22 protein-coding genes are annotated in these 26,913 nt (G+C 72.6%); 10 read left to right on the forward strand and 12 right to left on the reverse strand.

Going from position 1 to position 26,913, the window contains the following annotated elements:
- Positions 1–40 precede the first annotated feature (40 nt).
- The 7 genes from mnhG to AB4Y83_RS14050 all read right to left on the reverse strand — a co-directional run bounded on the left by mnhG (position 41) and on the right by AB4Y83_RS14050 (position 7,330).
- A complete protein-coding gene (gene mnhG, locus AB4Y83_RS14020; RefSeq protein WP_442273887.1) occupies positions 41–406 on the reverse strand; it encodes a monovalent cation/H(+) antiporter subunit G in 366 nt (121 codons plus the stop codon).
- Positions 403–729, reverse strand: a complete 327-nt coding sequence (locus AB4Y83_RS14025) for a monovalent cation/H+ antiporter complex subunit F (RefSeq protein ID WP_442297253.1) — start codon at positions 727–729, stop codon at positions 403–405. The genes mnhG and AB4Y83_RS14025 overlap by 4 nt, the downstream gene beginning before the upstream one ends.
- Complete coding sequence (locus tag AB4Y83_RS14030) at positions 726–1,418, reverse strand: Na+/H+ antiporter subunit E (RefSeq protein ID WP_442273889.1); 693 nt, start codon at positions 1,416–1,418, stop codon at positions 726–728. Before AB4Y83_RS14030 ends, AB4Y83_RS14025 begins: the two co-directional genes overlap by 4 nt.
- A complete protein-coding gene (locus tag AB4Y83_RS14035) occupies positions 1,415–3,055 on the reverse strand; it encodes a Na+/H+ antiporter subunit D (protein WP_442273890.1) in 1,641 nt (546 codons plus the stop codon). The genes AB4Y83_RS14030 and AB4Y83_RS14035 overlap by 4 nt, the downstream gene beginning before the upstream one ends.
- Positions 3,052–3,534: a Na(+)/H(+) antiporter subunit C gene (locus AB4Y83_RS14040; RefSeq protein WP_442273891.1), complete on the reverse strand. Its 483-nt coding sequence runs from the start codon at positions 3,532–3,534 to the stop codon at positions 3,052–3,054. The genes AB4Y83_RS14035 and AB4Y83_RS14040 overlap by 4 nt, the downstream gene beginning before the upstream one ends.
- The gene (locus AB4Y83_RS14045) at positions 3,531–6,419 is read right to left on the reverse strand and encodes a Na+/H+ antiporter subunit A (RefSeq protein ID WP_442273892.1); all 2,889 of its coding nucleotides are present in this window, start codon (positions 6,417–6,419) and stop codon (positions 3,531–3,533) included. The genes AB4Y83_RS14040 and AB4Y83_RS14045 overlap by 4 nt, the downstream gene beginning before the upstream one ends.
- 239 nt (positions 6,420–6,658) lie before the next feature.
- Positions 6,659–7,330, reverse strand: coding sequence for a hypothetical protein (locus tag AB4Y83_RS14050; RefSeq protein ID WP_442297254.1), 672 nt, complete (start codon positions 7,328–7,330; stop codon positions 6,659–6,661).
- Positions 7,331–7,401: 71 nt separating this feature from the next.
- On the opposite strand from AB4Y83_RS14050, the gene AB4Y83_RS14055 reads away from it, so the two are divergent.
- The 5 genes from AB4Y83_RS14055 to AB4Y83_RS14075 all read left to right on the forward strand — a co-directional run bounded on the left by AB4Y83_RS14055 (position 7,402) and on the right by AB4Y83_RS14075 (position 14,050).
- The gene (locus tag AB4Y83_RS14055; protein WP_442297255.1) at positions 7,402–8,169 is read left to right on the forward strand and encodes an SURF1 family protein; all 768 of its coding nucleotides are present in this window, start codon (positions 7,402–7,404) and stop codon (positions 8,167–8,169) included.
- Complete coding sequence (locus AB4Y83_RS14060; RefSeq protein WP_442297256.1) at positions 8,166–8,561, forward strand: DUF3817 domain-containing protein; 396 nt, start codon at positions 8,166–8,168, stop codon at positions 8,559–8,561. Before AB4Y83_RS14055 ends, AB4Y83_RS14060 begins: the two co-directional genes overlap by 4 nt.
- A gap of 9 nt (positions 8,562–8,570) precedes the next feature.
- The gene (gene guaA, locus AB4Y83_RS14065) at positions 8,571–10,169 is read left to right on the forward strand and encodes a glutamine-hydrolyzing GMP synthase (protein WP_056826788.1); all 1,599 of its coding nucleotides are present in this window, start codon (positions 8,571–8,573) and stop codon (positions 10,167–10,169) included.
- Positions 10,170–10,667: 498 nt separating this feature from the next.
- Entirely contained in the window at positions 10,668–13,331 is a 2,664-nt protein-coding gene (locus tag AB4Y83_RS14070) for a PKD domain-containing protein (protein ID WP_442297257.1), read from the forward strand.
- 170 nt (positions 13,332–13,501) lie between these two features.
- Positions 13,502–14,050 (forward strand): hypothetical protein, encoded by a 549-nt coding sequence (locus tag AB4Y83_RS14075; protein ID WP_442273898.1) that lies wholly within the window; start codon positions 13,502–13,504, stop codon positions 14,048–14,050.
- An 82-nt stretch (positions 14,051–14,132) separates the two neighbouring features.
- Here AB4Y83_RS14075 and AB4Y83_RS14080 read toward each other — a convergent pair whose 3' ends face one another.
- The gene (locus tag AB4Y83_RS14080) at positions 14,133–14,612 is read right to left on the reverse strand and encodes a hypothetical protein (RefSeq protein WP_442273899.1); all 480 of its coding nucleotides are present in this window, start codon (positions 14,610–14,612) and stop codon (positions 14,133–14,135) included.
- 161 nt (positions 14,613–14,773) lie between these two features.
- Between AB4Y83_RS14080 and AB4Y83_RS14085 the strand changes: the two genes are divergently transcribed.
- A complete protein-coding gene (locus AB4Y83_RS14085) occupies positions 14,774–17,455 on the forward strand; it encodes an asparagine synthase-related protein (RefSeq protein ID WP_442297258.1) in 2,682 nt (893 codons plus the stop codon).
- A gap of 44 nt (positions 17,456–17,499) precedes the next feature.
- On the opposite strand, the gene AB4Y83_RS14090 is transcribed toward AB4Y83_RS14085, so the two are convergent.
- The 3 genes from AB4Y83_RS14090 to AB4Y83_RS14100 all read right to left on the reverse strand — a co-directional run bounded on the left by AB4Y83_RS14090 (position 17,500) and on the right by AB4Y83_RS14100 (position 22,613).
- Positions 17,500–19,176 (reverse strand): long-chain-fatty-acid--CoA ligase, encoded by a 1,677-nt coding sequence (locus AB4Y83_RS14090; protein ID WP_442297259.1) that lies wholly within the window; start codon positions 19,174–19,176, stop codon positions 17,500–17,502.
- Positions 19,177–19,311: 135 nt separating this feature from the next.
- Complete coding sequence (locus tag AB4Y83_RS14095; protein WP_442297260.1) at positions 19,312–21,648, reverse strand: heavy metal translocating P-type ATPase; 2,337 nt, start codon at positions 21,646–21,648, stop codon at positions 19,312–19,314.
- A gap of 143 nt (positions 21,649–21,791) precedes the next feature.
- Positions 21,792–22,613 (reverse strand): PIG-L deacetylase family protein, encoded by an 822-nt coding sequence (locus AB4Y83_RS14100; RefSeq protein ID WP_442297261.1) that lies wholly within the window; start codon positions 22,611–22,613, stop codon positions 21,792–21,794.
- 35 nt (positions 22,614–22,648) lie between these two features.
- Here AB4Y83_RS14100 and AB4Y83_RS14105 point away from each other — a divergent pair, with 35 nt between their 5' ends.
- From AB4Y83_RS14105 to AB4Y83_RS14120, 4 genes are read left to right on the forward strand one after another with little or no spacing between them, the layout of a single operon-like run.
- Positions 22,649–23,773 carry a glycosyltransferase family 4 protein gene (locus AB4Y83_RS14105; protein WP_442297262.1) on the forward strand — a complete coding sequence of 375 codons (1,125 nt, stop codon included), beginning with the start codon at positions 22,649–22,651 and terminating at the stop codon, positions 23,771–23,773.
- Positions 23,770–24,480 (forward strand): NUDIX hydrolase, encoded by a 711-nt coding sequence (locus tag AB4Y83_RS14110; protein WP_442297263.1) that lies wholly within the window; start codon positions 23,770–23,772, stop codon positions 24,478–24,480. The genes AB4Y83_RS14105 and AB4Y83_RS14110 overlap by 4 nt, the downstream gene beginning before the upstream one ends.
- Positions 24,481–24,531: 51 nt before the next feature.
- Positions 24,532–24,885 carry a hypothetical protein gene (locus AB4Y83_RS14115; RefSeq protein ID WP_442273906.1) on the forward strand — a complete coding sequence of 118 codons (354 nt, stop codon included), beginning with the start codon at positions 24,532–24,534 and terminating at the stop codon, positions 24,883–24,885.
- A gap of 30 nt (positions 24,886–24,915) precedes the next feature.
- Positions 24,916–25,131 carry a hypothetical protein gene (locus AB4Y83_RS14120; protein ID WP_056778315.1) on the forward strand — a complete coding sequence of 72 codons (216 nt, stop codon included), beginning with the start codon at positions 24,916–24,918 and terminating at the stop codon, positions 25,129–25,131.
- A 24-nt stretch (positions 25,132–25,155) separates the two neighbouring features.
- Here the strand turns inward: AB4Y83_RS14120 and AB4Y83_RS14125 are convergent, their stop codons facing one another.
- On the reverse strand, positions 25,156–26,823 hold the full coding sequence (locus AB4Y83_RS14125; protein ID WP_442297264.1) for a sigma factor-like helix-turn-helix DNA-binding protein: 1,668 nt from the start codon (positions 26,821–26,823) through the stop codon (positions 25,156–25,158).
- Between the last annotated feature and the right edge of the window lie 90 nt (positions 26,824–26,913).

Genomic DNA, 26,913 nt, shown 5'->3' on the forward strand with positions numbered 1-26,913 from the left:
GGTCAACCACGAGGGCGTATGCCGTGTGGCCGCCTCGAGGTCAGGGCGCGGGGTCCTGACCCGAGCGGTCAAGGGCCTCGGACAGCTCGTCGACCTCGAGGGTCTCGGGGTCGACGAGGCGGTTGCGGTAGGCCGCCCGGGCGACGAGGTGTGCGGACACCGGGGAGGTGAAGAACTGCGTCGCGGCGAGCAGGACGAGCGTCGTGACCGCCGCCCACGTGCGTAGCGTCAGGGCGAGCCCGGCGAGGATGAGGATGAGGCCGAGGGTCTGCGGCTTCGTCGCCGCGTGCAGGCGGGAGAGCGTGTCGGGGAAGCGGATGAGGCCGACGGCCCCGGCCATGCAGAGGAACGAGCCGAGCAGGAGGCACACGGCTCCGGCGACGTCGAGGGCGGACGACCACGTCATGACTGCTCCCACCCCTCGGGCTGCTGTCGTGGCTCCGGGTGGTCCACCTCGACGGCGTCGTGCTCGTCGGAGTCACGGGACATGAAGCGGGTGACGGCGACGCCGCCGACGAAGCCGACGAGGCCGAGGATCATGAGCAGCGGCAGGTAGGTCGTGGTCCGCTGGCGGGCCGACTCGAGCGCGACACCGGCGATGACGATGACGAGGAGGATCTCGGCGGCGATGATGCGGTCGAGGTTGCTCGGGCCACGGAAGAGGCGCACGAGGACGAGCGCCGCCGCGGCGCCGAGCATGGCGAGCGAGATGCCGAGGACGATGGTCACGGGCGCTCCTCCCCGTCGCGGGGGCTGGTGTCGTCGAGGTCCGGGCCCTCGGTGGCGTCGAGGTGGTCGCCTGCACCCCGAGGGGCGCTCGCCGAGCCGGTTGCCACCGGCCGCGGACCGCCCGCCTCGAGCGCCGCGATCTCCTCACGGGACCCGAGGGCTCGGACGACGCGCCGCTCGATCGCGAGGACGTGGGCCCGCTGTGCCTCGATGGCGCTTTCGCCCCTGACGTCGAGCAGGTGCAGGTAGAGCACCGACGTCGAGCGCCGGGCGTCGACGACGACCGAGCCGGGCACGAGGGCCACGAGCTCGGCGGTCAGGGTGAGGTAGAAGTCCGATCGCGAGCGCAGCTGCACCTCGATGACGGCGTTGCGCAGGCGCCGACGCCCGAAGGCGAGCCGCATGACCTGCCACGAGGCGCCGACGAGGTCGACGAGGAAGTGCGCGATGAGCAGGAGCACGCGGTGCGGTCGCAGCCGCCCCTGGAACTCGATCGAGGGGAGTGGGAACGCATACGTCACGAGCAGGCCGACGAGGACGCCGTTGACGACGTTGCCCCACGTGAGGCGGTCCCACAGCAGCACCCAGGCGAGGGCGATCGTCGCAACGGCACGCGGTTGCAGCACCCGCCGCCGACGGCGCGGCGACTCGGGCTCGCGCGGGGCCGTGGCCGTCCTGATGTCGGTCATCGGCGGACCTCCACGGGAAGGACGCTCGTGATGTAGGGCTCGCGGCTCATGAGGTCGGTGGCCGCACGCTGGGTGTAGGCGAAGAGCGGTCCGGCGACGACGGTGATGAGCAGCCCGACGACCGTCATGGCGGCGGTGGCTCCGAGCATGGTGCGGGGCAGCGCTCGGGGGCCGGTGTCGACGCGGACGGTGTCGACGAGGACGGTGCCGGCGGGGTCGGCGCCCGGCTCGACGTCGCGGGTGCCCGCCTCGATGGTGGCTGCCGTCTCGGTCGAGCGCGGGGCGTCGGCGAGCGTGCGCCAGAACGCCTGGCTCCAGACCTTGGTCAGGGCGTAGAGGGTGAGCAGGCTCGTGACGACGCCGCCGACGACGAGCAACCAGGCGAGCGGGGTGCCGAGCTCGATCCCGGCGTTGAGCAGCCCGACCTTGGCGAGGAAGCCGGAGAGCGGCGGGATGCCCGAGAGGTTCATCGCCGAGACGAAGAAGAGGGTCGCGAGCACGGGGGAAGCGACGGCGAGGCCGCCGAGACGGTCGAGCGACGTCGTGCCGGCGAGACGTTCGACGAGGCCGGTGATGAGGAAGAGCGCCGTCTGGATCGTGATGTGGTGCGCGACGTAGAAGATCGCACCGGCGGTGCCCTCGGGCGTCGCCAGCGCGATGCCGAAGATCATGTAGCCGATGTGGCTGACGAGCGTGAACGACAGGATCCTCTTGAGGCCCGACTGGGACACGGCGCCGAGGATGCCGATGACCATGGTGAGCAGCGCGGCCCACATGAGCAGTCCCTGCAACGGCGAGTCCGGGAAGAGCAGCGTCTGGGTGCGGATGATCGCGTAGACGCCGACCTTCGTCAGCAGGCCGGCGAAGACGGCCGTGACCGGCGCCGGCGCGGTCGGGTAGCTGTCGGGCAGCCACGCCGACATCGGGAAGACGGCGGCCTTGATGGCGAACGCCGTGAGCAGCGAGAGCTGGAGCACGAGCGCGACGCCGGGGGCGAGGTCGCCGATGCGGATCGCCAGCTGGGCGAGGTTGACGGTGCCGGTCGCGGCATACGCGGCGGCGATGGCGACGAGGAAGAGCGCGGAGCTGAGCAGGCTGACGACGACGTACGTCGTGCCCGCGTGGATGCGCGCGGCCGAGCCGCCGAGCGTGATGAGGACGTACGAGCTGAAGAGGAGGATCTCGAAGCCGACGAAGAGGTTGAAGAGGTCTCCGGCGAGGAACGCGTTGGCGACGCCGGCCGAGAGCACGAGGTAGGTCGGGTGGAAGATCGTGAGCGGGGTCTCGCTCTCCCTCTCGTCGTCGCTGTCGGCCTGGCCCTGCCCGATGGCGAAGACGAGCACGAGCAGCGTGACGATGCCCGAGACGAGGAGCATGAGGGCGCTGAGGCGGTCTGCGACGAGCGAGATGCCGAGGGGCTCCTGCCAAGCGCCGAGCCACAGCACCTGCGGGCCGTTGGCGTCGGTCTGCCACACGAGGACGCCGGCGACCGCGACGACGGCGGCGAGCACGGCGATGCTGACGCTCCGCTGCAGGCGCGGGGACCGGCGGAAGGCGAGGGTCAGGGCCGCGCCGAGGAGCGGGAGCAGCACGGGCAGCGGCACGAGGTTGGGCACGGCGATGTCGGTGAGGTTCATGGGCGGGGGCTCCCGTCGCCGTCCGCGAGCTCGTCCGACGTCGTCGTCGACTCCTCGGACGGGTCGTAGGTCGACGACGTCTGGTCCTCGAGGGCGAGGCGCTGGATGCGGGCGTCCTCGGCGTCGTCGGGCACGTCGTCGGTGCCCGAGATCTGCCACAGCCGGTAGGACAGGGCGAGCAGGAAGCCGATGGTCGCGAGGGAGATGACGATCGCCGTCAGCACCATGGCCTGTGGCAGCGGGTCGCTGATCGCCGCGGGGTCCTCGCCGACGAACGGTGCGCGCCCGGCGCGTCCGCTGATGACGAGGTAGAGCACGGCGATGCCGTTGCCGATGAGCACCATGCCGAGCAGGACGCGCACGAGGCTGCGGTCGAGCGCGAGTGCCGTGCCGGCGGCGACGAGCCCGACGGTGACGAGGACGAGCGTGATGTTGGGCTGGAGCGTCGACTCGATGAGTGCGGGAGCGAGCGTCGTCATGGGCGGGCCACCTCCGCCTGGCCGCCCGCGGAGGCATCCGTCTCCTCGGTCTCCGCGGCCTCCTCCTCGGCGATCTGACGGTCGATGCCGGTGCCGAGGCTGCGGACGATGTCGAGCATCATGCCGACGACGATGAGGTAGACGCCGATGTCGAAGACGAGCGACGTCACGAGGTGCACCTCGCCCCACGGCGGGAGCGTGAAGTCGACGGCCGTCGTCTCGAGGATCGTCCCGCCGAACGCGAGCGGGGCGAGCGCGGAGCCGACCGCGACGAGCAGGCCCAGGCCGACGAGCAGTCCGGCGTCGAACGGCGCGGCCTCGTCGAGCTCGTAGCGGCCACCCGCGAGGTAGCGCACGACGAGCGCGAGTCCCGCGACGAGCCCTCCGGCGAAACCGCCACCGGGCTGGTTGTGGCCGGCGAAGAGGAGGAAGAGCGAGGCCGCGAGCATGATGTGGAAGACGAGCCTCGTCACGACCTCGAAGATGACCGAGCGCTTCTCCTTGCGCATCGTCCGCCCCCCGTGCAGCCACGTGCCGCGGCTGGCATTGGTCGACGGCAACGACTTCGAGGTCGCCCGGGAGAGCCGGGTGTTGCGGGTGCGGACGAAGATGAGGCTGGCGATGCCGGTCGCGGCGGCCACGAGGACCGACACCTCGCCGAGGGTGTCCCAGGCGCGGATGTCGACGAGCGTGACGTTGACGATGTTCTTGCCGTGGCCGAACGCATAGGCCTCCGTGGGGAACCCGGCCGACACGGGCACGGCGGTGCGGCCCCCGGAGGCCACCAGCGCGATGGCTCCGACGGAGGCTCCGACGGCCACACCGAGCGCGATGCGCCACGTGCGCGAAGGCGAGTGGGGGTGGCGGGTGAACTTCGTCGGCAGGCGGCGCAGCGCGAGAACGAAGACGACGAGCGCCACCGTCTCGACGAGCATCTGGGTGATCGCGAGGTCGGGAGCCCCGTGGAGGATGAAGAGCAGCGAGACGCCGTAGCCGGTCGCGCCGACGAGCATGACCGCCGTGAGCCGGCGGCGGGTCACGAGCACGAGCACCGCGGCGGTCACGACGACGACCCCGACCACGGCCTGCCCGGGGTTGTCCCAGAGCCGGACGTCCGGGACCGTGCCGCGGGTCACGGCCGCGAGACCCGGCAGGGCGACGAAGACGATGAGGATGCCGGCGAGGTAGATCGGGAGCGAGCCGCGTTGGGTCACGGCGGTCGTCTCGACCGCCCCGCGGTCGACCCACCGCAGCGTGCGGGCGAAGCCGCGCTCGCCGTCGACGAGCGACGGAACGCCGGACTGCACCCGGGCGACGAGGTCGCGCTGGGCGAAGAGGACGAGGCCGACGGCCACCGACACGAGCGAGAGCATCAGCGGCACCGTCAGGCCGTGCCACAGGGCGAGCGACTGCGGCTCGGCCCCGACGGGGAAGCCCACGGCATACGGGAGCAGCCACGGGGACTCGAGTGGCGACAGGAGGCCGACGAGCAGGCACGCCACGCCGAGCAGCACCGGTGCGAGGACGAAGCCGGGGTGGGCGGCCTTGACGGGCGTCGGGGCGACGCCGGGCTTGGTGGCGAAGGTGCCCCAGAGGAAGCGCGCCGTGTAGGCGACGGTCAGCGCCGACCCGGCGACGACCCCGATGATCGTCAGCCAGCTCCACGGAGCCGGGAGCGGCGCGGAGGTCTGGACGTCCTCCCATAGCGACTCGAGCGCGCTCTCCTTGGACACGAACCCGGCCAGCGGCACGATGCCGGCCATCGAGAGACCGGCGAACGTCGCCGGCACGGCGACCGGGAGCAGCCGACGCCCGACGCCGGACAGCTCGCGCAGGTCGCGGGTGCCGGTGCACTTGTCGACGACCCCGACGGTGAGGAAGAGCGTCGACTTGAAGAGGGCGTGCGCGATGACGAGGGCCAGCGCCGAGAGCGCGGACGCCTTGGTGCCGAGACCGGCGATGGCGACGATGAAGCCGAGCTGGCTCACGGTGCCGTAGGCGAGGAGCAGCTTGATGTCGTGCTGGCGCAGGGCACGCCACCCGCCGACGAGCATCGTGAAGAGGCCGAGGCCCACGGTCAGGGCGTGCCAGGCGGGGGCGCCGGCGAAGGCCGGGGCGAGCAGGGCGACGAGGTAGATGCCGGCCTTGACCATCGCGGCTGCGTGGAGGTAGGCGCTGACCGGAGTGGGTGCGGCCATCGCGCCGGGCAGCCAGAAGTGGAATGGCACGAGCGCCGACTTCGACAGGGCGCCGACGAGCAGCAGCACGACGGCGGTCACGGTGAGGGTGTCGAGAGGCGGTGGGTCGGCGATCAGCGCCGAGATCGAGTAGGTGTGGTGGACCCCGAGGATGATGATGCCGACGAGCATCGCGAGGCCGCCGAACGTCGTGACGATGAGCGCCTGCATCGCCGCGCGCCGGTTGGTCGAGCTCGCCGGGTTGTGGCCGATGAGCAGGTAGGAGAAGACCGTCGTCAGCTCCCAGAACACGTAGAGCACGAGAAGGTTGTCGGTGAGGACGAGGCCGAGCATGGCGCCGGCAAAGGCCGTGAACACCGAGGTGAAGCGCCACAGCGTCGGATCGCGGTCCGTGAAGTACCACGTGCAGTAGAGCAGGACGAGCGCGCCGACGCCGGTGACGAGAAGGCCGAGCACCCACGAGAGCGTCGTGACCCGGAAGTCGAGATCGATCCCGAGACCGGGGACCCACGAGATCCGTTGGGTCGGAAGGTTGCCCGCGCGGACGTCGTTCGAGACGGAGACGAGCCAGACGAACGACACGGCGGGGGCGAGCGCGAGGACGGGGAAGGCCTTCGTGCGCAGGGCCTTGGCCAGCCACGGCGCGAGGGCGGCGGCGAGCAGGTGCAGGAGCAACAGTTGCGCCACGGCGGCCCCTCGGTCGTCGGGTGTGTCGAGCTCGGTCCAGTTCTGCGTCGGTCGTGACCCAATCCTAGGTGCAGCGAAGGACCCCGCCGACCACTGGTCGGCGGGGCCCTCCCCGTCAGCTGCGGATCAGGACCGCTCCGAACCGCGTCGCCGGGACGTCCCGTCGTGACGTCCGTTCGTGAGGTCGGTACGCGTTCGTCGACGTCTGCGCCCGCTTGTGCCTTCTGGGCGTCGGCGCCTCAGAAGGTGGTGAACGTGTCGCGGGCCAGGAAGAAGCCGTGCCGGCTCGACTCGTCGATGCACGTCACGCCGAAGCTCTCGCTGAGACAGGCGGTCGTCCCTGACGGTGGGGTGCGTGAGCCGTAGCCGAGCTCGGGCTCGCCGCCCGTGCGGATCGTGTCGGAGTTGCACACCGGCAGCGCGCCCTTCGGTCCGAGCTCGATGCGGCCGATGTCCGACGGTCCACCGGCCGGGCAGATCGAGGGCAGCGGTGGGTCGATCCGACCCTTCTCCACCTCGCACGCGGCCAGGCCGGAGTCGGTGCTGCGGCGGCACACGATGTTGCCGCTCGGGCTGCGGAAGCGGTCGCTCACGGAGGCCGCGGGGCGGGCGGCGTCGAGGCGCGCCTTGGCCTCGTCGAACGACCTGGGTGCGCCGCGCAGCCTGCCGACCGCGAGGGCCGTCGGGACATCCGTCGACGTCGGCGCGCTGGTCGCCACCTGGGTCGTCGTCGCTGCCGGCGTGCCGGCCGGCGCCGTGCTCGGCGCGTCGACGGTGACGGTGACCGTGCGTCGCGGCGTCGGGATGTCGGTGGCGCCGCACGAGGCGAGCAGGGACGCCACGGCGAGGATGGCGGGGACGACGACCGCGACTCCCGGCATACCTGCTCGGCGTCGGCGCAACGAGGACATGGCGCAGGAGTCTGGCACGGATGGACGCCCCGGGTCAGGTCCGAGCCGGGAAGGTGACCTACCCTTGGGGCGTGTTCCGGCGCCTGCTCACCCCTCGCTGGGTCGGCATGCTCGCCGCCCTGGCCGTCGTCGTCGCCGCCTGCGTCCTGCTCGGCCTGTGGCAGCTCGGCGTGGCCCGCGACTCCGGTCGCCAGGACGCCGTGGCCGCAGCGTCGACGCTCGAGCGTGCGCCCCTCGAGCAGGTGACCGCGCCGCACAGCGACTTCAAGAGCGACTACTCCAACCGCGCCGTCACCGTGACGGGGACGTATGCCGCTGGGCGCAGCCTGCTCGTCGTCGACCGTCGGCTCGACGGCCGGGTCGGCTCGTGGGTCGTGACGCCGCTCGAGACCGCGGCCGGCACCGTCCCGGTGCTGCGCGGCTTCGTCGACGGCACGCCGGCGTCCGTGCCGGCGCCCCCCACCGGTGTCGTCACGGTGACGGGCACGCTGGGCCCGGGGGAGTCGCCTCGCGACGGCGCCCCGCTGCCCGCGCCGCAGGTGCGCTCGGTCGACCTCGCCTCGCTCGTCAACGAGTGGCCCGGCGACCTCTACAACGTCGTCGTGCTGGCGTCGGCGGAGTCCGCCGGGCGCACGGTGGGCACCCCGCTCGCGGCCGCCGGTCTGAGCCGCGTCCCGCCGCCCCCGCTCGATGCCCCGCTCAACCTGCGCAACGCGGCCTACGCGGTCCAGTGGTGGGTCTTCGGGATCTTCGCGATCTGGATGTGGTGGAAGATGTTCCGAGCAGAGCAGCAGGCGGACGAGCCCGTCGCTGCACGGAGAGAAGGCGCGACCACGTGAGCACGTACCCCCAGACCCTGGCCAAGCCGCAACAGATCCGGTCGGCGCTGTCGATCTACCGGGTCCTCGCGACGGTCGCCGGCATCGCCCTCTTCGTGCTCATCCTCGAGATGGTCATGAAGTACGTCTTCAAGCAGACGAACGTCCTCACGGAGTACTGGAGCCCGATCCACGGGATCATCTACTTCGCGTATGCCGTGTCGGTCGCCAACCTCGGCCTCAAGGCCGCGTGGGGCCCGGTGCGCATCGTCAAGAACCTCCTCGCCGGCTTCGTTCCGGTGGTCCCGTGGATCGCCGAGCGGCGCAACACCGTCCAGACCGAGGCGCTGCTCGCGCGCGCCTACGTCGCGGGCGACGGGACGTCGTCGGAGGAGCCCTCAGCGGGCCGATAGTCTTGGCGCGTGACTGACGCCGTGCCGAACGAGCCGACCGACCTCCAGAGCCACCCCGTCCTCGTCGTCGACTTCGGCGCCCAGTACGCCCAGCTGATCGCGCGGCGCGTCCGTGAGGCGCAGGTCTACAGCGAGGTCGTGCCCCACTCGATGGCCGTGGCCGACCTGCTCGCCAAGGAGCCGGCCGCGATCATCCTGTCCGGCGGCCCGAGCTCGGTCTACGAGGACGGCGCCCCGCGCCTCGACCCGGCGCTGCTCGAGGCCGGTGTCCCGGTCTTCGGCATGTGCTACGGCTTCCAGTCGATGGCCCAGGCTCTCGGCGGCACCGTGGCCCGCACCGGAGCGCGTGAGTACGGCAAGACCGACGCCGCGATCAGCGACGTCGAGTCGACGCTCTTCGCCGGCCAGCCGCCGAGCCAGACCGTCTGGATGTCGCACGGTGACTCCGTCAGCGCCGCTCCCGAGGGTTTCGCGGTCACGGCCACGACCGCGGGCACGCCGGTCGCCGCCTTCGAGGACGACGACCGACGCCTCTACGGCGTCCAGTGGCACCCCGAGGTGCTCCACTCCGAGCAGGGCCAGCGCGTCCTCGAGAACTTCCTCTGGAAGGGCGCGGGCATCGCACCCGACTGGACGCCCGGTCACGTCGTCGACGACCTCGTGTCGACGATCCGCGAGCAGGTCGGCGAGGACCGCGTCCTCTGCGCCCTGTCCGGCGGAGTCGACTCCTCCGTCGCGGCAGCCTTGGTGCAGAAGGCCGTCGGCGACCAGCTGACCTGCGTCTTCGTCGACCACGGGCTCCTCCGTGAGGGCGAGGCCGAGCAGGTCGAGCAGGACTTCGTCCAGGCCACCGGTGTCGACCTCGTCGTCGTCGACGCCCGTGAGCGCTTCCTCGAGGCGCTCGCCGGGGTCACCGACCCCGAGACGAAGCGCAAGATCATCGGCGAGCAGTTCATCCGCGTCTTCGAGCAGGCCGCGCGCGACGTCGTGCACGACCGCGGCGACGAGGAGCACCCCGTCAAGTGGCTCGTCCAGGGCACGCTCTACCCCGACGTCGTCGAGTCCGGCGGCGGCGAGGGGGCGGCCAACATCAAGAGCCACCACAACGTCGGCGGCCTGCCCGACGACCTCCAGTTCTCGCTCATCGAGCCGCTCCGCACCCTCTTCAAGGACGAGGTGCGGCAGGTCGGTCTCGAGCTGGGCGTGCCCGAGGTCATCGTGTGGCGCCAGCCGTTCCCCGGCCCCGGCCTCGGCATCCGGATCATCGGCGCCGTCGACGCCGAGCGCCTCGCGATCCTGCGCCGCGCCGACGCCATCGCCCGCGAGGAGCTGACGCGGGCGGGCCTCGACCGCGACATCTGGCAGTGCCCGGTCGTGCTCCTCGCCGACGTCCGTTCGGTCGGCGTCCAGGGTGACGGCCGTACCTACGGCCACCCCGTCGTGCTGCGCCCCGTGGCGTCGGAGGACGCCATGACGGCCGACTGGGCCCGGGTGCCCTACGACGTGCTCGCGACGATCTCGACCCGCATCACCAACGAGGTCGAAGAGGTCAACCGCGTCGTCCTCGACGTCACGAGCAAGCCGCCGGGCACCATCGAGTGGGAGTGACCCGCTGAGACCGGACGACCCGACGAGGGCGGCCCCGACCTGACGGTCGGAGCCGCCCTCGTCGCATCCCGGACCGTGACCTCGCCCGGCGTCGCGCGTAGCACTTCCGGGTGTCGCCCGTCGGGATAACCCCAGACCGTCGCCCCCCAATTCTCGGGGAGTGTCACCCCCCACCGTGGCGCATGCCCCTCGGTGTCGACGCTCCCACGATGGACGCAAGTCCTTGAGGGGGGATCGTGATGAGTCGATGTGACGCTCGTCCGGCAACGGATCGACCGGCGACCGCTCGCCGCTGTGCTGGCCCGACCGGCTTGACCGTCACCGACGTCCACGGACCCCGCCGGCGCGATGCCGCCGCCACGCGCACCCCGGACCCGGGAGCCGACACCCGGGCACCGTGCCGCCCCGACCCGTGGGATCGGTCGCGGAGCCCTGACCAGGGCCGGTCACCCCATGTCAATGCCAGTCAACGCAGCAGGAGATGGATGGAGGACGGAGATGTCTAGTCAACTGGGGGGTGCGCTCTCGAAGCGCCACGTCGGCGGACCCGACCCGGGAGGCGGTGTCCGACGGCGCCGACTGCTCTCGGCCGCGGCCGCCATCGCACTCGCGGCGGGCCTGGCCCCGGTCGCGAGCAACGCCGCGCACGGCGCCGCCACCCCGCTGGTCGCTCCGGCGATCAACCCCGTGGTGGCCTCGAGCACGCAGTTCGACATCACTGGCTTCCTGCAGTCCGCGACCCTCGACTCGGCGGCCGACCCGCACTCGGGTGGCACGCTGACGCTGAACGGTCACACGGTCGTCGTCCCCAAGGAGACGATCGTCATCCTCCCGGCCAGCGCTCTGACGTGGCAGGAGCTCTTCACCCACGCACCGGCGCCGTACGGCCCCACGCAGACCGGCATGGCCCTGGGCGACAGCCCGAAGCCGCTCACGACGTACGAGGTGCACGTCGTCGGCAACCGCGTCATCAACGGCAGCGGTGACCGCTACATCGCCGGCATGGTCGACATCTCCGAGCAGGACCTCAACAACGGGGCCGGCTACGTGAACTACCTCAACTACTCCACCGGCGAGATGGAGGTCGGTGGCACGCCGGGCGTCGCCGGCACCGGCACGCGCGTGCGGATCAACGACCCGGCCATCGCCGGGTCGACGACGTCCGGACGCTATGGACGTGCGATGTCGCCGGACGACCGCTTCCAGGTCGACCAGGACAACCCGACGATCCTCGCCGAGACCGGGTTCCCGATGTGCATCCCGCGCACCGCGCCGACGACGACGAACGACGACGCCGAGTGCCCGCAGACCAACCGGCCCGTCTACACCGGGACCGACACCTCGGGCATCACCCCCCAGCCGGCGCTGCCTGCGGTGGGCGCGGCATACACGATGTTCCGGATGGACGCGCCGTCCGACGTCGACGCCAACACGTGCGCCCGCGGAACGTGCGCCGACCCGCGCAAGCAGGCGCCGTTCGAGATCGGTGACTACGTGACGTTCGCCGGCAACCTCGTGCAGGACGGTGGCGCCAACGGTGGCCAGTACATCTCCGCCCACACCATCGTGGCCAGCCTGGGCATCTACACCCAGCCGGGTGTCGACCCCGCCTACGTGTCCGTCGACGTGTCGATCCTCGGCACCGGTGGCCTGACGATCTTCGGTGCCGGTGAGGCAGCCGTGCGAACGAGGTTCGAGGGCATGACCACGGACGAGAGCCGGATGGTCCGTCTCTACGGCATCGACGTCAACCCGGCCACCGGCGCCACGAGCGACCGTGAGTGGGGCACGATCATGCCCGACCCCGGTCCTCCCGGCGGAGCGGTGCGAGGACGCTGGCGGTTCCGGCCGCCGTGCACCGCGACGGTCCCCACCCAGAAGGCCTGCACGCCTCCTCCGGCCGGGCAGTTCATCCCGCCCACGCGTGAGGTCCGCGCCGTCGTCGACGGGCTGTCCGAGTTCGTCCCGGGCACCCTGGACGCGAACCCCCGCAGCCAGGTCCCCGGCACCACGAGTGCCAAGACCGCGGCCAACGGGATCTACTACGGCCAGTACCACGCCCCGATCGGTGAGTACATCTTCCCGGAGAACGTCCCCGGCTCCCCGGTGCCGGAGAACAACTTCAACTCGATCCCGTTCCTCGCGTACGGCGGGTACTCGTCGCTCACCGGCGTCCAGGCAGGCGTCCTGAGCCCGTGGCCGAGCAGCGTGGCGGCACCGGCCGTCGTGTGTGCCGTGCCGACGATCAACGGTGCTCCGTACTCCGTCGCCAACGGTGGGACCATCCCGCTGTCCGGCAGCGTCACCGCCGGTGCCTCCACCCCGGTCACGCTCCGGTGGACGGCCGGGACCTCGGCCGGAGGCACGAACCTGGGCGGTGCGCTCACCGGTGCCGGCACCACGACCCCGACGTTCAACGCGACGGGACTCGCGGCCGGCACCTACCACCTGACGTTCACCGTCTCGAACGCCTGCGGCGTCGCCTCGGCCGCCACGACGATCGTCGTCCAGGCCGCGCCGAAGCCGACCATCGCCCCCATCCAGAACCAGACGGTGACGGCGGGCAACCTCGTGACCCTGACGGCCTCGAGCAGCTCGCTGCCGGCGCCCACCTGGGTGTGGAGCCAGACGTCGGGCCCGGCCAACCCGGCCCTGAGCCAGACGCCGTCGGCGGCAACGGCCACGGGCACGTCGCAGCTGAAGTTCACGTCCACCGTCGCGGGGACGTACACCTTCGGCGTCACGGCGACGAACGCCAACGGGTCCTCGCCGGCCACGTCGGTCACGGTGACCGTCACGGCCTCGGTGCCGACGAACGTCACGCTGACCCCGGTCGAGTACCGGACGTCCAAGCAGCGGCTGATCGTGACCGCGACGTCGACGGACACGACGGTCAGCAGCATGGTGCTCCTGCCGTACCTCACGGAGTCGGGCACGATGTTCGACCCCGCCACCCTGGGTGCTGCGAACCTCACGGTCTCGCTCGTCGCGCCCGGCTCGTTCACCGTCACGGCCGTCGGGGCACCCGCCCCGGCCTGCAACCTGGGTGGCGTGTACGCCACTCCGTGTGCACAGGCGCCCCTGACGGTGAAGTCGCTCAACACCGCAGGAGCGGTGATCGGCACCAGCGCCCCGTCGAGGCTCGACAAGATCCGGCAGTAGGGCGCCGTCAACGGTGGCTGTCGGGGTCGCACCCCCCGACACCGACAGCTCACCGCAGGTACCGCCGGGGTCGGACCCGCACCTCCGGCCCCGGCGGCGAACCCGGTGGGCCGCCTCCATCTCCCCGGAGAGGCGGCCCACCGGGCCCCGTTCACGACGAGGAGGACCCGATGTCACGTCGACCGATGCCCACTCGGACCCTTCGGCTCGTCGGGGCAGGCGTCGCGGTCCTGCTCGCGGGCGGAGTCCTCTCGGGGTGTGGGGCCGGGCCCGACGCGCACGGCGCCGCCCCCGCGGCGAGCTCCGCGGCGGGGCTGTCCTCCGTGACAGGTCGCGTGGCAGGTCGCGTGGCAGGTCCCGTGGACGCCGGGCCCGCACCGGCCACGGCCACCGCCTCGCAGGCCCCGGCCCGGGACGCCACGTCCTCGACCCGTGGCGGCCACGTCGACCGGATCGAGGTCGGCAAGTGCTGGACCAATGCGACGAAGAGCCAGGGTGGACAGCTGCTCATCAGCGCGAGGAGCTCGGACCCGGCCGCGCACCTGCGCGCCTACCGGCCGGACGGCTCGCTCATCGGGGACGTCGGCAACGGCCGCGGGCAGCGCTACGGCGGCACCGTCTTCGCCTACGAGCGCAGCGACCCGGGGTGGGTGACGATCCGTAGCAGCGCCGGCGGCAGCCTCACCGTGCCGACGACGCCGTTCAGCGTCGAGGACTGACGGTCAGCGACGGCCGGCCCGGTGCGCGGTGGCACCGGGTCGGCCGTCGGCCGTGAGGATCGGTGAAAGCTCGTGCCGGAGATCAGAGGCCGGTGGCGGCGATGTAGCGGGCCGTGTTCCCGTTGGGGTTCACCAGGACCCTCGGCATGTGGCAGTACTTCGGAAGCATGACCATGCCGTCCAGTCGGGCGTCACCTTCCATGTCCAGGGTCGCGGTCCCCGTCGTGCCGACGACCATGTCGTTGCAGACCACGGAGGCGCTGATCGAGGTCACCGTGCCGGTGCCGACGCCAGGGATGACGAGGCCCTCGACACGGACGCGGACTCGGCCGTCCTCACGAACGCGGGCGAAGCCCTCGTCGACGACCCAGGCGAACGGGGCCGGGGGAACCATCGCGATCGTCGGACCGTCGGGCATGCTGCCCATCAGGTCAGAGTGCAGGATCGTGTGGCCTGAGCTGCTCGAGTGGCCGTCGCTCGCGGATGCGGCGGGTGCCACGAGCGCGGAGATGCCGAGGACGGCGCCGGCGACGAGGGTGGCGGTGCGGGTCGGTCCGTGCATGTCGTGCTCCTTGTGGTTGAGGTGCCTTGGGTGCTCCCTTTCTGGACGACGCTCACCCGACGTGATCCGGTTCACTTCACAAGAGAACTGCTCGGAAAGCCGCGCGTCGCCGCCGGCGGTGGGTGGGCGGGGCCGGTCCCCGCCCGTCTAGGGTTGACCTCATGTGCGGAATCGCCGGACACCTGGGTGTCCACGCCGACGAGGCCCAGCTCGACCGACTGCTCGACCGACTGCTCGCGACGCATCCGGGCTCGGGCGATGCGGCGACCGCGCGGGACGGTGACGCCGGCGTCGGGGTGCGGGAGGCGCGCCCGGGCGTGACCACCGAGGACGACGACGGGCAGGGCGTCGCGAGGCTCGCGGTGGCCCGCGGTGGACGGTTCACCCTCGCCCTCGACGGCGAGCTCTACAACCGCGCCGAGCTGCGCGCCGACCTCGAGACCCTCGGTCACGACTTCGGCGTGGGCAGCGACGCGGAGGTCGTCCTCGCAGCCTTCACCGAGTGGGGCACCGACGGCCTCGACCGGCTCGACGGCGCCTTCGCGCTCGCGGTCTGGGACCGTGACACCCGGCGGATGACGCTGGCGCGAGACCACTTCGGCGTGCGTCCGCTCTACCTCGCCCGGGCCGGTGACGGGTGGCTCGTCGCGAGCGAGATCCGCGGCATCCTCGAGAGCGGCCTGCACGAGCGTCGTCCCGATGACCGCACCATCTACCGCTACCTGCGCTTCCGCGTCCACGACGACGGCCGGTCCACGTTCTTCGCCGGGATCGAGCGCGTCGGCGCGGGCGAGGTCGTCACCCTGGGCGCCGACGTGCCGGGAGGGCTCGAGCGTCGTCCCTACACGCGGCTCCGCGAGGAGCTGGCCGCGCTGGGGAAGGCCCCCCGGGCATACTCCCCGGCGGTCGCCGCCGAGTTCCGCACCCTGCTGACGGCGGCCGTACGGCGCCGCGCCACGTCGTCGGGGCGGGTCGGGACGGCCCTGTCCGGTGGCCTCGACTCGGCCGCCATCGCGGCGCTGCTCGACGTCGTCGAGCACGAGTCCGGTCGCTCGGCCGCCGATGCCGTCCAGGACACGTGGTCCGCCATCTACCCCGGTTCGCGCAACGACGAGGTCGAGCACGTCGACGCCGTCGTGGCAGCGCTGGACGGGCGGGTGCAGGAGCACCGCATCGAACCGACGCCGACCGAGTTCAAGCAGGACCTCCGCGACCTCGTGCGCACCCAGGAGGAGCCGCTCGTCTCGACCGGTGCCTACACGCAGTACCGCGTGCTGCGCGAGGCGTCCGAGACCGACAGCGTGGTCCTCGACGGACACGGCGGCGACGAGACCCTGGCCGGCTTCGGTCCGCACCACCTGATCCACCTGCGCGAGCTGCGTCACCTCAGCGCGGTGGGCGCCGCCTCGGAGCTCGGGCGCTCGCTCGACGTGCTCTACCGGCGGGGCCGGCCGCTCATCGGCGACCGGCTGCACGGCCGCAAGGACGTGCCGGTGGCCTCGTTGCTCGACGCGGACTTCGCGCGCGCCCACGCTGCCGAGGGCTATGACGTCGAGAAGGCCGACCTGCGGGCCCGTCTCGTCGACGACGTCTTCACCGGTTCGCTGCCGGCCCGACTGCGCTACACCGACAAGAACGCCCGAGCCTTCGGGGTCGCCGTGCGGATGCCGTTCGTCGACCGCGACCTCGTGCGGTTCGTCTTCGGCCTCGCCGACGACGCCCTCGTCAAGGACGGCGTCGGCAAGCGTGTGCTCCGCGACGCGATGCGGGGACTGCTGCCGGACTCCGTCCTCGACCGTCGCGACAAGGTCGGCGCGACGACGCCGCAGGGCGAGTGGTTCATGCGCCTCAAGAACCACATCTACGGCGAGTTCCTCTCCGAGTCCTTCGCCAACCGGCCCTACTTCGACCAGACGGCGGTGCTGCACGCCTTCGAGGGCTGGATCAAGGGCACGAACTCGATCGACTCGATGACCGTCTGGCGCATGCTCAACCTCGAGCTCTGGCTCCAGGAGTTCTTCGACGAGCGCGAGCCGGAGGACCCCGGTCAGGCCGAGCACGTCAAGACCGACTACGAGCCGAACGCCCGCAAGCAGCTCGACCTCGTCACGGAGGACGGCACCGCGGTCCGCCGCTACCCGTTGCGCACCGAGCTCTACGCCCGCGAGGACGACCTCGAGGCCAAGACGCTCGGTTACGTCGAGCGCTTCTTCTCCGGCCTGCCCGACGTCGGCCCCGAGCACGCGTCCGCCACCAGCGGGCGGTGGTACTTCTTCATCTCCGAGAAGATCGTCGCCATCACCCAGGGTCGCTCGTACTTCATCTGGGACATCAAGGTCGGCCGCCCGGCGCGGTTGCTCAGCCGCTATGTCACGCGCACCCCGGCCGGCATCGGCCTCGGCTCACCCTTCACCATGCAGCTCGCCATCGAGGAGGCTGGCCTGCCGCGGGTGCTCTTCGCCTCCGCGGGCGGTGCCGTCGGCAAGGTGCTCGGCAAGCGGGGCCTGTTCTACGACCTCGTCGGCGGTGACATCCGTGCCATCGACGGTCCGACCGAGTACTCCGTCTACCCGGCCAACGTGTCGGCCAAGCTCGGTCCCAAGGACCCTGACGACGTGGCCGCACACCTCTCGGCGGCCATCCGCGCGCGGGTACCCGAGGCCTACCGCGACACGTTCGGTGGCACGGTCGTCATGGACGCCAACGACATCGGCCGCAACGTCCTCGGCAAGGACGCGCCGGGACCCAAGGAGCGCTACGAGCTGATGTTCGCCGACAACCCGCTGGGACAGGGATCCGAGCAGACGCCGATGGCCATCGTCTTCGAGGCGCCTTCTCCCTGAAGACCTTTCGGGCGTATGCCGCCCGGTGGCTTGGGTGCCGAGCGTCAGCTCTCGATGAGCGAGTCGCGCACCTGCTTGCGGAGGACCTTGCCGATCTGCGAGCGGGGCAGATCGTCGACGACGACGACGCGGCGCGGCACCTTGTAGGCGGCGAGGTCCGCCCGGCAGCGGGCGCGCACGTCCTCGACGACGAGCTCGACGCCCGGCTCGGTCGTCACGGCCGCCACGACGTCCTCGCTGCCGTCGTGCTTGGGCAGCCCGACGACCGCGGCATCGGTGATGCCGGGGACCGTTCGGAGCACGGCCTCGACCTCCGACGGCATGACGTTGAAGCCGCCGGTGATGATGATCTCCTTGATGCGGTCGACGACCGAGACGAAGCCGTCGGGGTCGACGACGACGATGTCACCGGTGCGGAACCAGCCGCCGTCGAGCAGGGCCGCTGCGGTCTCCTCCGGCCGGCCCCAGTAGCCGCCGAAGACCTGCGGCCCGCGGATGAGCAGCTCGCCGCGCTCTCCGGGCGCGCGGTCCCGGGTCGGGTCCTCGGGGTCGACGACGCGGATGTCGGTGCTCGGGAAGGGCACGCCCACCGCGCCGGGCCGGCGGTCGCTGCCGATGGGGTTGCCGAGCGCCACGGGCGAGGTCTCGGTGAGGCCGTAGCCCTCGACGAGCAGCCCGCCCGTCACGTCCTCCCACAGCTCGAGCGTCTCGCGGGGCAGCGCCATGGCGCCGGAGATCGCGAACCGCGTTGCCGTCAGGTCGATCCCGCACTCTCGGGCGGCGGTGGCGAGGCGCTCGTAGATGGGTGGCACAGCAGGCAGGAACGTCGGTGGGTGCTTCTTCGCGGCGGTGAGCACGAGGTCGACGTCGAACCGAGGGAAGAGCACGAGGCGAGCCCCCATGCTCATCGCAAAGGTGAGGCACAAGGTGAGCCCGTAGGCATGGAACATCGGCAGCACGGCATAGACGACCTCCTGACCTGGCGTGAGGCCGGGCACCCAGGCACGTCCCTGCGCGGCGTTGGCCATGAGATTGCCGTGGCTGAGCATCGCGCCCTTGGGGACGCCGGTCGTGCCGCTCGTGTACTGGATCGCGGCGAGGTCGTCCACGGTCGGCCCTGGGGTCGACGGGGCGAGCGGGCCGTGCCTCACGACGTCGGACCACGGGGTCGTGCCCGGAGCCGGTCCCGTGAGCTGCGCGCGCAGCGCCCGGGCCCGGGCGACCGGCAGCCGCAGGGCGAGGCGCTTCGTCCAGGGCATCGACGCGGTGATGTCGACGGCGACGACGTGCTCGACACCGGGGAGTGCGGTGATCGTCGTGGCCATCCGGTCCCACGCGATGGCGACGGTCGCACCGTGGTCACCGAACTGGTGGGCCACCTCGGTCGGGGTGTAGAGGGGGTTGTGCTCGACGACGACGGCTCCGAGCCGGAGCACGGCGTAGAACGCGACGATGTGCTCGGGGCAGTTCGGCAGGACGAGCGCCACCCGGTCGCCCGGACGGACGCCGAGCCGGCGCAGGCCCTCGGCCGCCACGTCGACCTGGCGCCCGAGCTCGGAGTAGGACAGCTCGGCGCCGAAGAACTCGAGCGCCGGACGGTCGCCGTAGGTGGTCACGGCTCCGGTCAGCAGGTCGACGAGTGAGGAGTCAGGTGGCTCGATCTCGGCCGGAACACCCTTGGCGTAGTGGGCGACCCACGTGTGCTCCAGTCCCGCCGTCATTCGAGCCTCCGCTCCGGTGGTGCTGCCGCGCAGTGCGGCACGACCAGTATGGCGTGGGCGGCGGGACTGCACGGACGGGCCCGTCCCGGGCACACGGCATACGCCGACGGCAGGGTCAGGGGGAGCCCACCCCCGTCAGCCGGGTGCCCGGTGCCGACCGCCCCGTCGGGCAGGTGCGGTGACGAGAGGGCCTGCTGGGACGAGCGCGAAGGCGCCCTCCTCCTCCTGGCTGTTGTGGAGGCGGCAGACGGCGTAGAGGCCGTAGAGCAGCCGCCTCAGCTCGGTGACGTCCTCGGGGGTGACGGAGCCGGGCTCGATCCCGTCGAGCAGGCGGCGCAGCCGCGACACCTGGTGCTCGATCTCCGCGTGCGTCCGCCGCATGGTCGTCGTGGCCGAGCCGCCGAGAGCCCGGGCCACGAGGGGCATGAGCTCTGCCTCGTCGTCCCGCTCGTGGGGGAGCAGCTCGGCCTCGAGCCGGTCGAGGAGCGCGCGCACGGGAGCGAGGTCGCAGGCGTGGGTGTGCAGGCCGTCGGCGACGGCCCGGACCTGCTCGACAGCGGCGATGGCGACGTCGTGGCCCTCGCGCAGGCGACGCGCCGTGGCGACGTCCTCGGCGGACATGGGGACGCTGTGCAGCGGGGTCGGGAGCAGGGCACGCAGGGCGATGCCGATCGCGAGGACGTCGATGCCCTCCTGGAGCACCGCACCCGCCGCCGGCGGCAGCAGGCCGGCCGCTGCGGCGACCATGGCCACGAGCGAGAGACCCATCCCGACCACGACGGCCTCCAACGCGACCCGGCGGGACCGGCGCGCGATGAGGATGGCGTCGGCGACGGCGTCGACCCGGTCGACCGTCAGCACGACGTCAGCAGCCTCCGACGACGCCGTCGCGCCACGGGCGGCGAGGGCGACCCCGACCCCGGCGGCCGCGAGGGCGGGCGCGTCGTTGACGCCGTCCCCGACCATGATGGTGCGCGCGGTGGCCGACTCGTCGCGGATGGCCGCGAGCTTGTCGGCGGGGTCGCGGTCGGCGAGAACGGCGTCGACGCCGACGATCCGGCCGACCGTCTCGGCGATGTCGGCACGGTCGCCGGAGAGCAGGACGGTCCGCCGGATCCCGACCTCGCGCAGGGCCGAGACCATCCGGGGCGCATCCGCCCGCACCGGGTCCTCGAGCAGGAACGCGCCGGCCGGGGCGCCGTCGACGGCGACGAAGACCGTGAGGCACCCGTCGAGCGCGGCCCGGCGGCGCACCTGGCGCAGCCACGCCGGATCGTCACCGACGATCCACCGGGCCTTGCCGAGACGGACCACCGTCGTGCCGACCCGACCCTCGAGGCCGTAGCCGTGCACCTCGTGGACGGCCGTCGGGAGCACGAGGTCGAGGCCGCGGGTCCGAGCAGCACCGACGAGGGCGCTCGCGAGCGGGTGGGGCGAGACCTGGTCGAGCGAGGCCGCGAGGCGCAGCACCTCCGCGGCGGGCGGGGCGCCCGGGGCGACGACGACGGCCGTGAGCTCGGGCCGACCGTGGGTGAGGGTGCCGGTCTTGTCGAAGAGCACGACCTCACCGGCCGCGAGAGCCTCCAGGGCGGCGCCGCCCTTGACGACGACGCCGATCCGCGAGGCCCGGGACAGGCCCGACATGATCGCCACCGGAGCGGCGAGCAGCAACGGGCACGGGGTTGCCACGACGAGCACCGCGACGGCCCGCAGCGGGGACCCGGCCAGGGCCCAGGCGGCACCGGCCAGCGCGAGCGTCAACGGGACGAAGAGCACCGCGAAACGGTCGGCCGTCCGGACGAAGGGGGCCGAGGTCGCCTGCGCCTGCTCGACGAGTCGCACGACGTTCGCGTAGGTCGACTCGGAGGCCGACGAGGTGGCCACGACGTCGACCGGAGGGCCGGCGTTGACGACCCCGCTGCGCACGTCGTCCCCGTTCGGGCGCTCGACGGGCATCGGCTCGCCCGTCAGCGCCGACTCGTCGAACGTGCCGGCCGCGAGCAGCCGGCCGTCGACCGGCACGACCTCGCCCGTCCCGACGACGAGCACGTCACCCGGGGACACCTCCTCAACCGGTATGCGGTCCACGCGGGCATCCGTGCGCCGCCGGGCCGTCCGCGGCGTGCGCTCGACGAGCAGGCGCAGCTCCCGGTCGGCCCGTGCGGCGGCCCGGGCCTCGAGCAGGCGACCGCTCGCGAGCATCAGGGTGACCATGGCGCCCGCGAACTCCTCACCGACCCAGAGCGCACCCGCCAGGGCCAGGACGGCGATGACGTCGACCGTGGCGCGGCGCTCGGCGACGGACCGCACCGTCCAGAGGACCGAGAGCGCGAGTCCGAGCACGGTGGCCGCCACCCAGAGGGCGCCGGACAGCTCCTCCCTCCCCGACAGGGCGGCGAGCGCGCCGCCGGCCAGCAAGGCGGCCGACGCGACGAAGAAGACCGCCGGGGAGCGGCCGCGCCACCAGGTCACACCTCCATGATCCGCCGCCCGCGACCGCGCAGACCGCGTTCGGGACAGGCATCACACCGTCGAGAGGCCACGTTCTGCGGGTGCGCCCGCGTCGAGGGGCCATGTTCTGCGGGTGCGGCCGCGTCGAGAGGCCACGAACCGGGTCAGGCGAGCCCGTCGAAGACGTCACGGCGGATCGGATCGCCGGGGCGCGCGGAGCGGTCGACGAACCACTCGCGGCCGAAGACGAGGTCGTAGAGAGGGCGGGGGATCCGCAGGAAGGCGGCCAGGGTGCGGTCGGCGCCGCCGTCGGCACTGGCCTGCGAGGCGTGGGCGCGCATCGAGGCACGCTTGGCCGCGATGTGCCGGCGGACGCTGATCCGGTGGGTGATCTCGCTGCGCGCCGAGAAGGCGCGGTCGAAGCTCGACCGGTCGAACTCCGGCGGGAAGCGGTAGACCTTCGCCGCGAGGTCGATGGCGCGGCAGATCGTGTCGCGCGGGACCGTCGCCTCGAGCACCTTCCGGGTGCCTGCGAGCTCGGCGGCGCGCGTGCCGACGACGTGGACCTGCTGGTGGTCCGGGTGTCCGTAGCCGCCGTTGGGCTCGTAGTGGAGCAGGACGTCGACGCGCTCCTCGCGGAGGATCGCGGCGAGGCGCTGGGCCGCCTCCTCGACGTCGGCGCGGACGAAGCGCGTCGCGCCCGGCGGGTCCGGTGCCACCTCGGGGCCGAGGCCGCTGTCGGCGTAGCCGAGGTGCTCGACGCGGGCGACGCCGAGGGCCTGGGCGCTCGCGCGCAGCTCGTCCATCCGGGTGGCGGCGAGCGTCCCCTCGCCGGTGAAGTCGGTGGAGGCCAGGCCGAGCTCGCCGTCCGTCGCGACGACGACGACGACCCGGTGGCCCTCCGCGGCGGCGCGCGCCATCGTCCCCGAGGTCAGCAGGGCCTCGTCGTCGGGGTGCGCGTGGAAGGCGAGGAGCGTGTGCGGCACAGTCACCCATCTTGGCCCATGGCACAGTGTCTTCCGTGAAGGTGGCGCTCCTGTCCGACTGTTACCTGCCCCGACTGGGCGGGATCGAGGTCCAGACGCACGACCTCGCGCAGCACCTGCAGGCGGCCGGGCACGAGGTCGAGGTCTTCACGGCGACCCGTGGCGCCGACGGGGAGATGCACGGCGCAGTCACGGTCGTCGACGGTGTGCCGGTGCACCGGCTCGCGGCCCGGATGCCGTGGGAGCTGCCGATCAACCCGTTCGCCCCGGCCGAGCTGCGCCGACGGCTCGTGGCCGGGGGTTTCGACGTGGCCCACGTGCAGACCGGCGTCGTCTCGCCCTTCGCGTGGGACTGCACCCGGGTCACCGTGGGCCTGGGACTGCCGACCGCGATGACGTGGCACTGCATGCTCGCCGGGATGGCGCCGGTCTTCGACGCGGCCCGCTTCGTGCGGCGCTGGGCCGCGCGCGGGGTCGCGATGTCGGCCGTGTCCGACGTGGCCGCCGAGCCGCTGCGTCGGCTCGTCGGACCGGAGGCGACGGTGGGAGTGCTGCCGAACGGCATCGACGTGGCGCGCTGGGCCGTCGGTCCCGTCACGCGCGAGCCGGGCCCGCTGCGTCTCGTGACCGCGATGCGCCTCGCAGCCCGCAAGCGTCCCGCGGCGCTCGTCGAGCTCGTCGCGGAGGCCGAGCGGGTGGCCGGTCCGGGCTCGGTGTCGCTGACGGTGCTGGGGGAGGGGCCCGACCGGCGCAAGGTCGAGGCCCTCGTGCGAGACCGTGGGCTCGACTGGGTGTCGCTGCCGGGGCGCGTGTCGCGCGACGAGCTGCGCGAGAGGTATGCCGCCGCGGACGTCTACCTGTCGCCGGCCCGTCTCGAGTCGTTCGGGATCGCAGCCCTCGAGGCGCGGACGGTGGGCCTGCCGGTCATCGGGCGATCCGGTTCCGGGGTGGGCGAGTTCGTCACCGACGGGGTGAACGGCCTCGTCGTGTCGAGTGACTCGGAGATGTCTGGTGCGATCGCCCGACTGGCCAAGGACGTCGGCGAGGTCGACCGCCTGCGACGGTGGAACGTAACGCACCCGCCCGAGCAGGAGTGGGCGCGCGTCGCGGCGCTCGCCGTGTCGGAGTACGAGCGGGCCGTCGGGCTGGTGCGGCGATGAGGACCAACGTGCCGGGCGGCCTTCGCGTCGTCGGGGTCCGGGGCGATGGCACGCGTGTGGCCGAGGCGCGACTGGGCCACGGCGAGCACCCCGATGTCGTGCTCGGCGCGGCCGGCTGGCTCGTCGAGGACCCGGTCTTCGCGACGGTGGCGGACGACGGGGCGCTCGAGGTCGGCTACCGCGTGCGCGAGCTGGACGGCATACGCCCTCGGGCCGAGGCGGTGCGCCGGGACGCGGGGGTCGGCGACGACGAGGTGGGCGAGCCCTACCAGCGGGTCGCGGCGTACGCCGTCGTGACGAGCGGACGCGGCCTGCTGCTGACGCAGTTCAACGCCCAGACCCACGTGTCGGGGGACTGGGGGCTGCCCGGCGGTGGCCTCGACGACGGGGAGTCGCCCGTCGAGGGGGTCCACCGTGAGGTGTGGGAGGAGACGGGGCAGCGCATCGAGCTCGGCGCGCTGCTCACGGTCCAGTCGCAGCACTGGGTGGGGCATGCGCCGTCGGGTGTGCTCGAGGACTTCCACGCGGTCCGGATCGTCTACGCCGCAACGTGTCCCGAGCCCACGGACATCGTCATCCACGACATCGGGGGCACGACGTCCGACGCACGATGGGTGCCGTACGACCGGATCGCCGACTACCGCCTGACGTCCTCGTGGCGATTGCTGGCCGCCCTGCACGAGCTGGCGGGTGAGCCGGGGTCCTAGCCGGGGAGGGGCCGGCTCGCGCGACGTACGACGCTCCGTAGGATGTCGGCCATGGACCTCGTCTACAACCTCCTCGTCGCCCTCCACCTGCTCGGCATGGCCGCGGTCGTCGGAGGCTGGATCGCCGTCCGCAGCGGCCGCACCGTCATCGCCCCGATCGTCTGGGGCGCCCGCGCACAGCTCGTCACCGGCCTCGCGCTCGTCGGCATCGCCTCGGCGATCAAGGACGACGACCACACGGTCAACAACACGAAGATCGCCGTCAAGCTCGTCATCGCCCTCGTCGTGCTCGTCGCCGCCGAGATCGGCGCCGCCCGCGGCCGCAAGGGCCAGGACACCGGCAAACTGCTCGACATCGCGGGCGGCGCTGCGGTCGTCAACGTGCTCGTCGCCGCCCTCTGGTGACCAGGGCTCCGCACCCGGAGGGTTGCTGAGATGCGTTGGAGCGCAGGCGTTCTCGCTGGTCTGCTCATCGGCTTGGTCTGGCTGACGGTGGGCCTCGTGCTGGTGGTCGTCGGGCGCCGACGCGCCCGCGCGTCCCGGGCCGAGGGCGCAGGCAACATGGCCGTGATCGGTTGGTTCCTGCTCGCCGTCGGTGGCTTGACGTGGTTCGCCACCCTGCTGCTGGCCGTCGTGCCCGGTGGCGCCTGAGCGCCCGCACGGGCTCGCGGCCTCCTAGCCAACGGTGAAACGTGCGCCGAGGGCGATGACCGGTGGCACCTCGTGCGAGGTGAGGAAGTGCGACACCCGGCGCACGACGCCGGTCTCGACGTTCCACGCCATGATCCACGTCCCGCTGGGAGCGTCCGACACGTAGACGAGGTCGCCGCGCACGGTCCAGCCCAACACGGAGCAGCAGTCCGCCGCTCGCGGCTGCTCCTCGCCGAAGACGAGCATGCGGTCGCGGCCGAGGCTGTTCGTCGCGACGATGACCTGTCGAGGCCTCACGGCCTCCACGTCGCTCGGACCGCCTGCGGCGAGTCTGAACGCGGATGCGAACTGCCTTGCGTCGGAGACGGTCTCGCCCGCCGGTGTGATCCTCGGCCAGCCGACGGTTTGCGGGCGCGTGCCCACGTCGGGGGCGTGCTCGTCGAGGACGGTGCGGCCGCCCTCGACCCGGAACTCACGCGCGCCCGGCCGTCGCGGCGGCTCTGGCCCGGGCCGGCTCGGCGCGACGCCGGGCGACCACAGCCCCACGGCCGACCCGGCCAGCAGGTGGTTGCCCCGCCAGGCCGCCCACTCGAGCGTGCGGGACGGGACGGCCACGGTGTGCACCTGGCGGGTGCCCACGTCGAAGACGACGACCTTGCCGGGCTGGGCGAAGGCGAGCGCCGTCTTGTCGCCCGAGAAGGCCCAGATGCCGAGCGGCGGGTGGATCTGCCCTGAGGCAGTGCGGACGTCCGTCAGCACGACGGTGTCGAGGGTGAGCAGCTCTCCGTCGCCGTAGAGGAGCACGGGCACCCAGCGCCCGGGTGCGCGCCGCTCGAGGTAGACGGCGTCGCCGAAGGCGCCCAGGCCGGTGGGTCGCGGTCCGCTGGCCAGGTGATGCGGCCGCCCGGGGTCGATGACGGCGGGCATCCCCACGTCGAGGACCGGCTGGTCGGCCTCAGCGCCGGCCGTCGGGGCGACGACGTATCTCAGACCGCCGGAGGTGGTGTGCCACACGGCCTGCTGGAGCAGTGGCACCCGCGTGAGACTGACGGGCGACGGTGCCGAGGCAGCGGTGATGACGGGGTCGCGGCCGGCCAGGGTGGCGCCCCCGATGACGAGCGCGGCCGCGGCGACGGCCGTGGCGGCACGGCGCCGCGTCGTCGCCCGGTGCAGCAGCGCGTCGTGCCAGGCGCGCTCTGCCAGGTCGACCTCGCGGACGCCGGCGACCGCGGCCTCCAGGGCCGCGGTGACCCCGTCGTCCGTCAGCGGACGCTGTGCCCCCGGCGCGAGAGCCGCTCGCGCCCGACGCTCGGCCCGGCGCACCCTCTCCGGCGAGCGTCCGACGACCTCCGCGGTGTCGTCCACCGACCGGCCCTCGTACCAGCGCAGCACGAGAACGGCCCGTTCGCGCGGCGTCAGGTCACGCAGGTGCTGCGGCAGCTCGCTCGGGATGCGGTCGGCGTGCAGGTCGCCCTCGGCCGCGGCCACGGCTGAGTGCTGCACACGCGTCCGGACGTACGCGTCGGGGTCGCCCTGACGGACGTGGTGCCAGTGCAGGGCCAGGCTCGTGAGGGCCGAGAGGACGAGGCGCTCGGCCCGCTTCGGGTCGCCGCTGACGAGGAAGGTGGCGCGGAGCAGTCGCAGCTGCCGTGCTCGTGCCCAGGCGGCGAAGTCGGCGTCGGTCTCGCGCATGCGTCCTCCTCCTCCTCGTCCTCCTCCTCCAAGGATGGACGCAGGGCGACTCCCGCGACAGGGACCGCCCGCTGAGGCGGTGCCTCGAAC

The sequence above is a fragment of the Terrabacter sp. RAF57 genome, assembly GCF_052113925.1.
Taxonomy (GTDB): Bacteria; Actinomycetota; Actinomycetes; order Actinomycetales; family Dermatophilaceae; genus Terrabacter.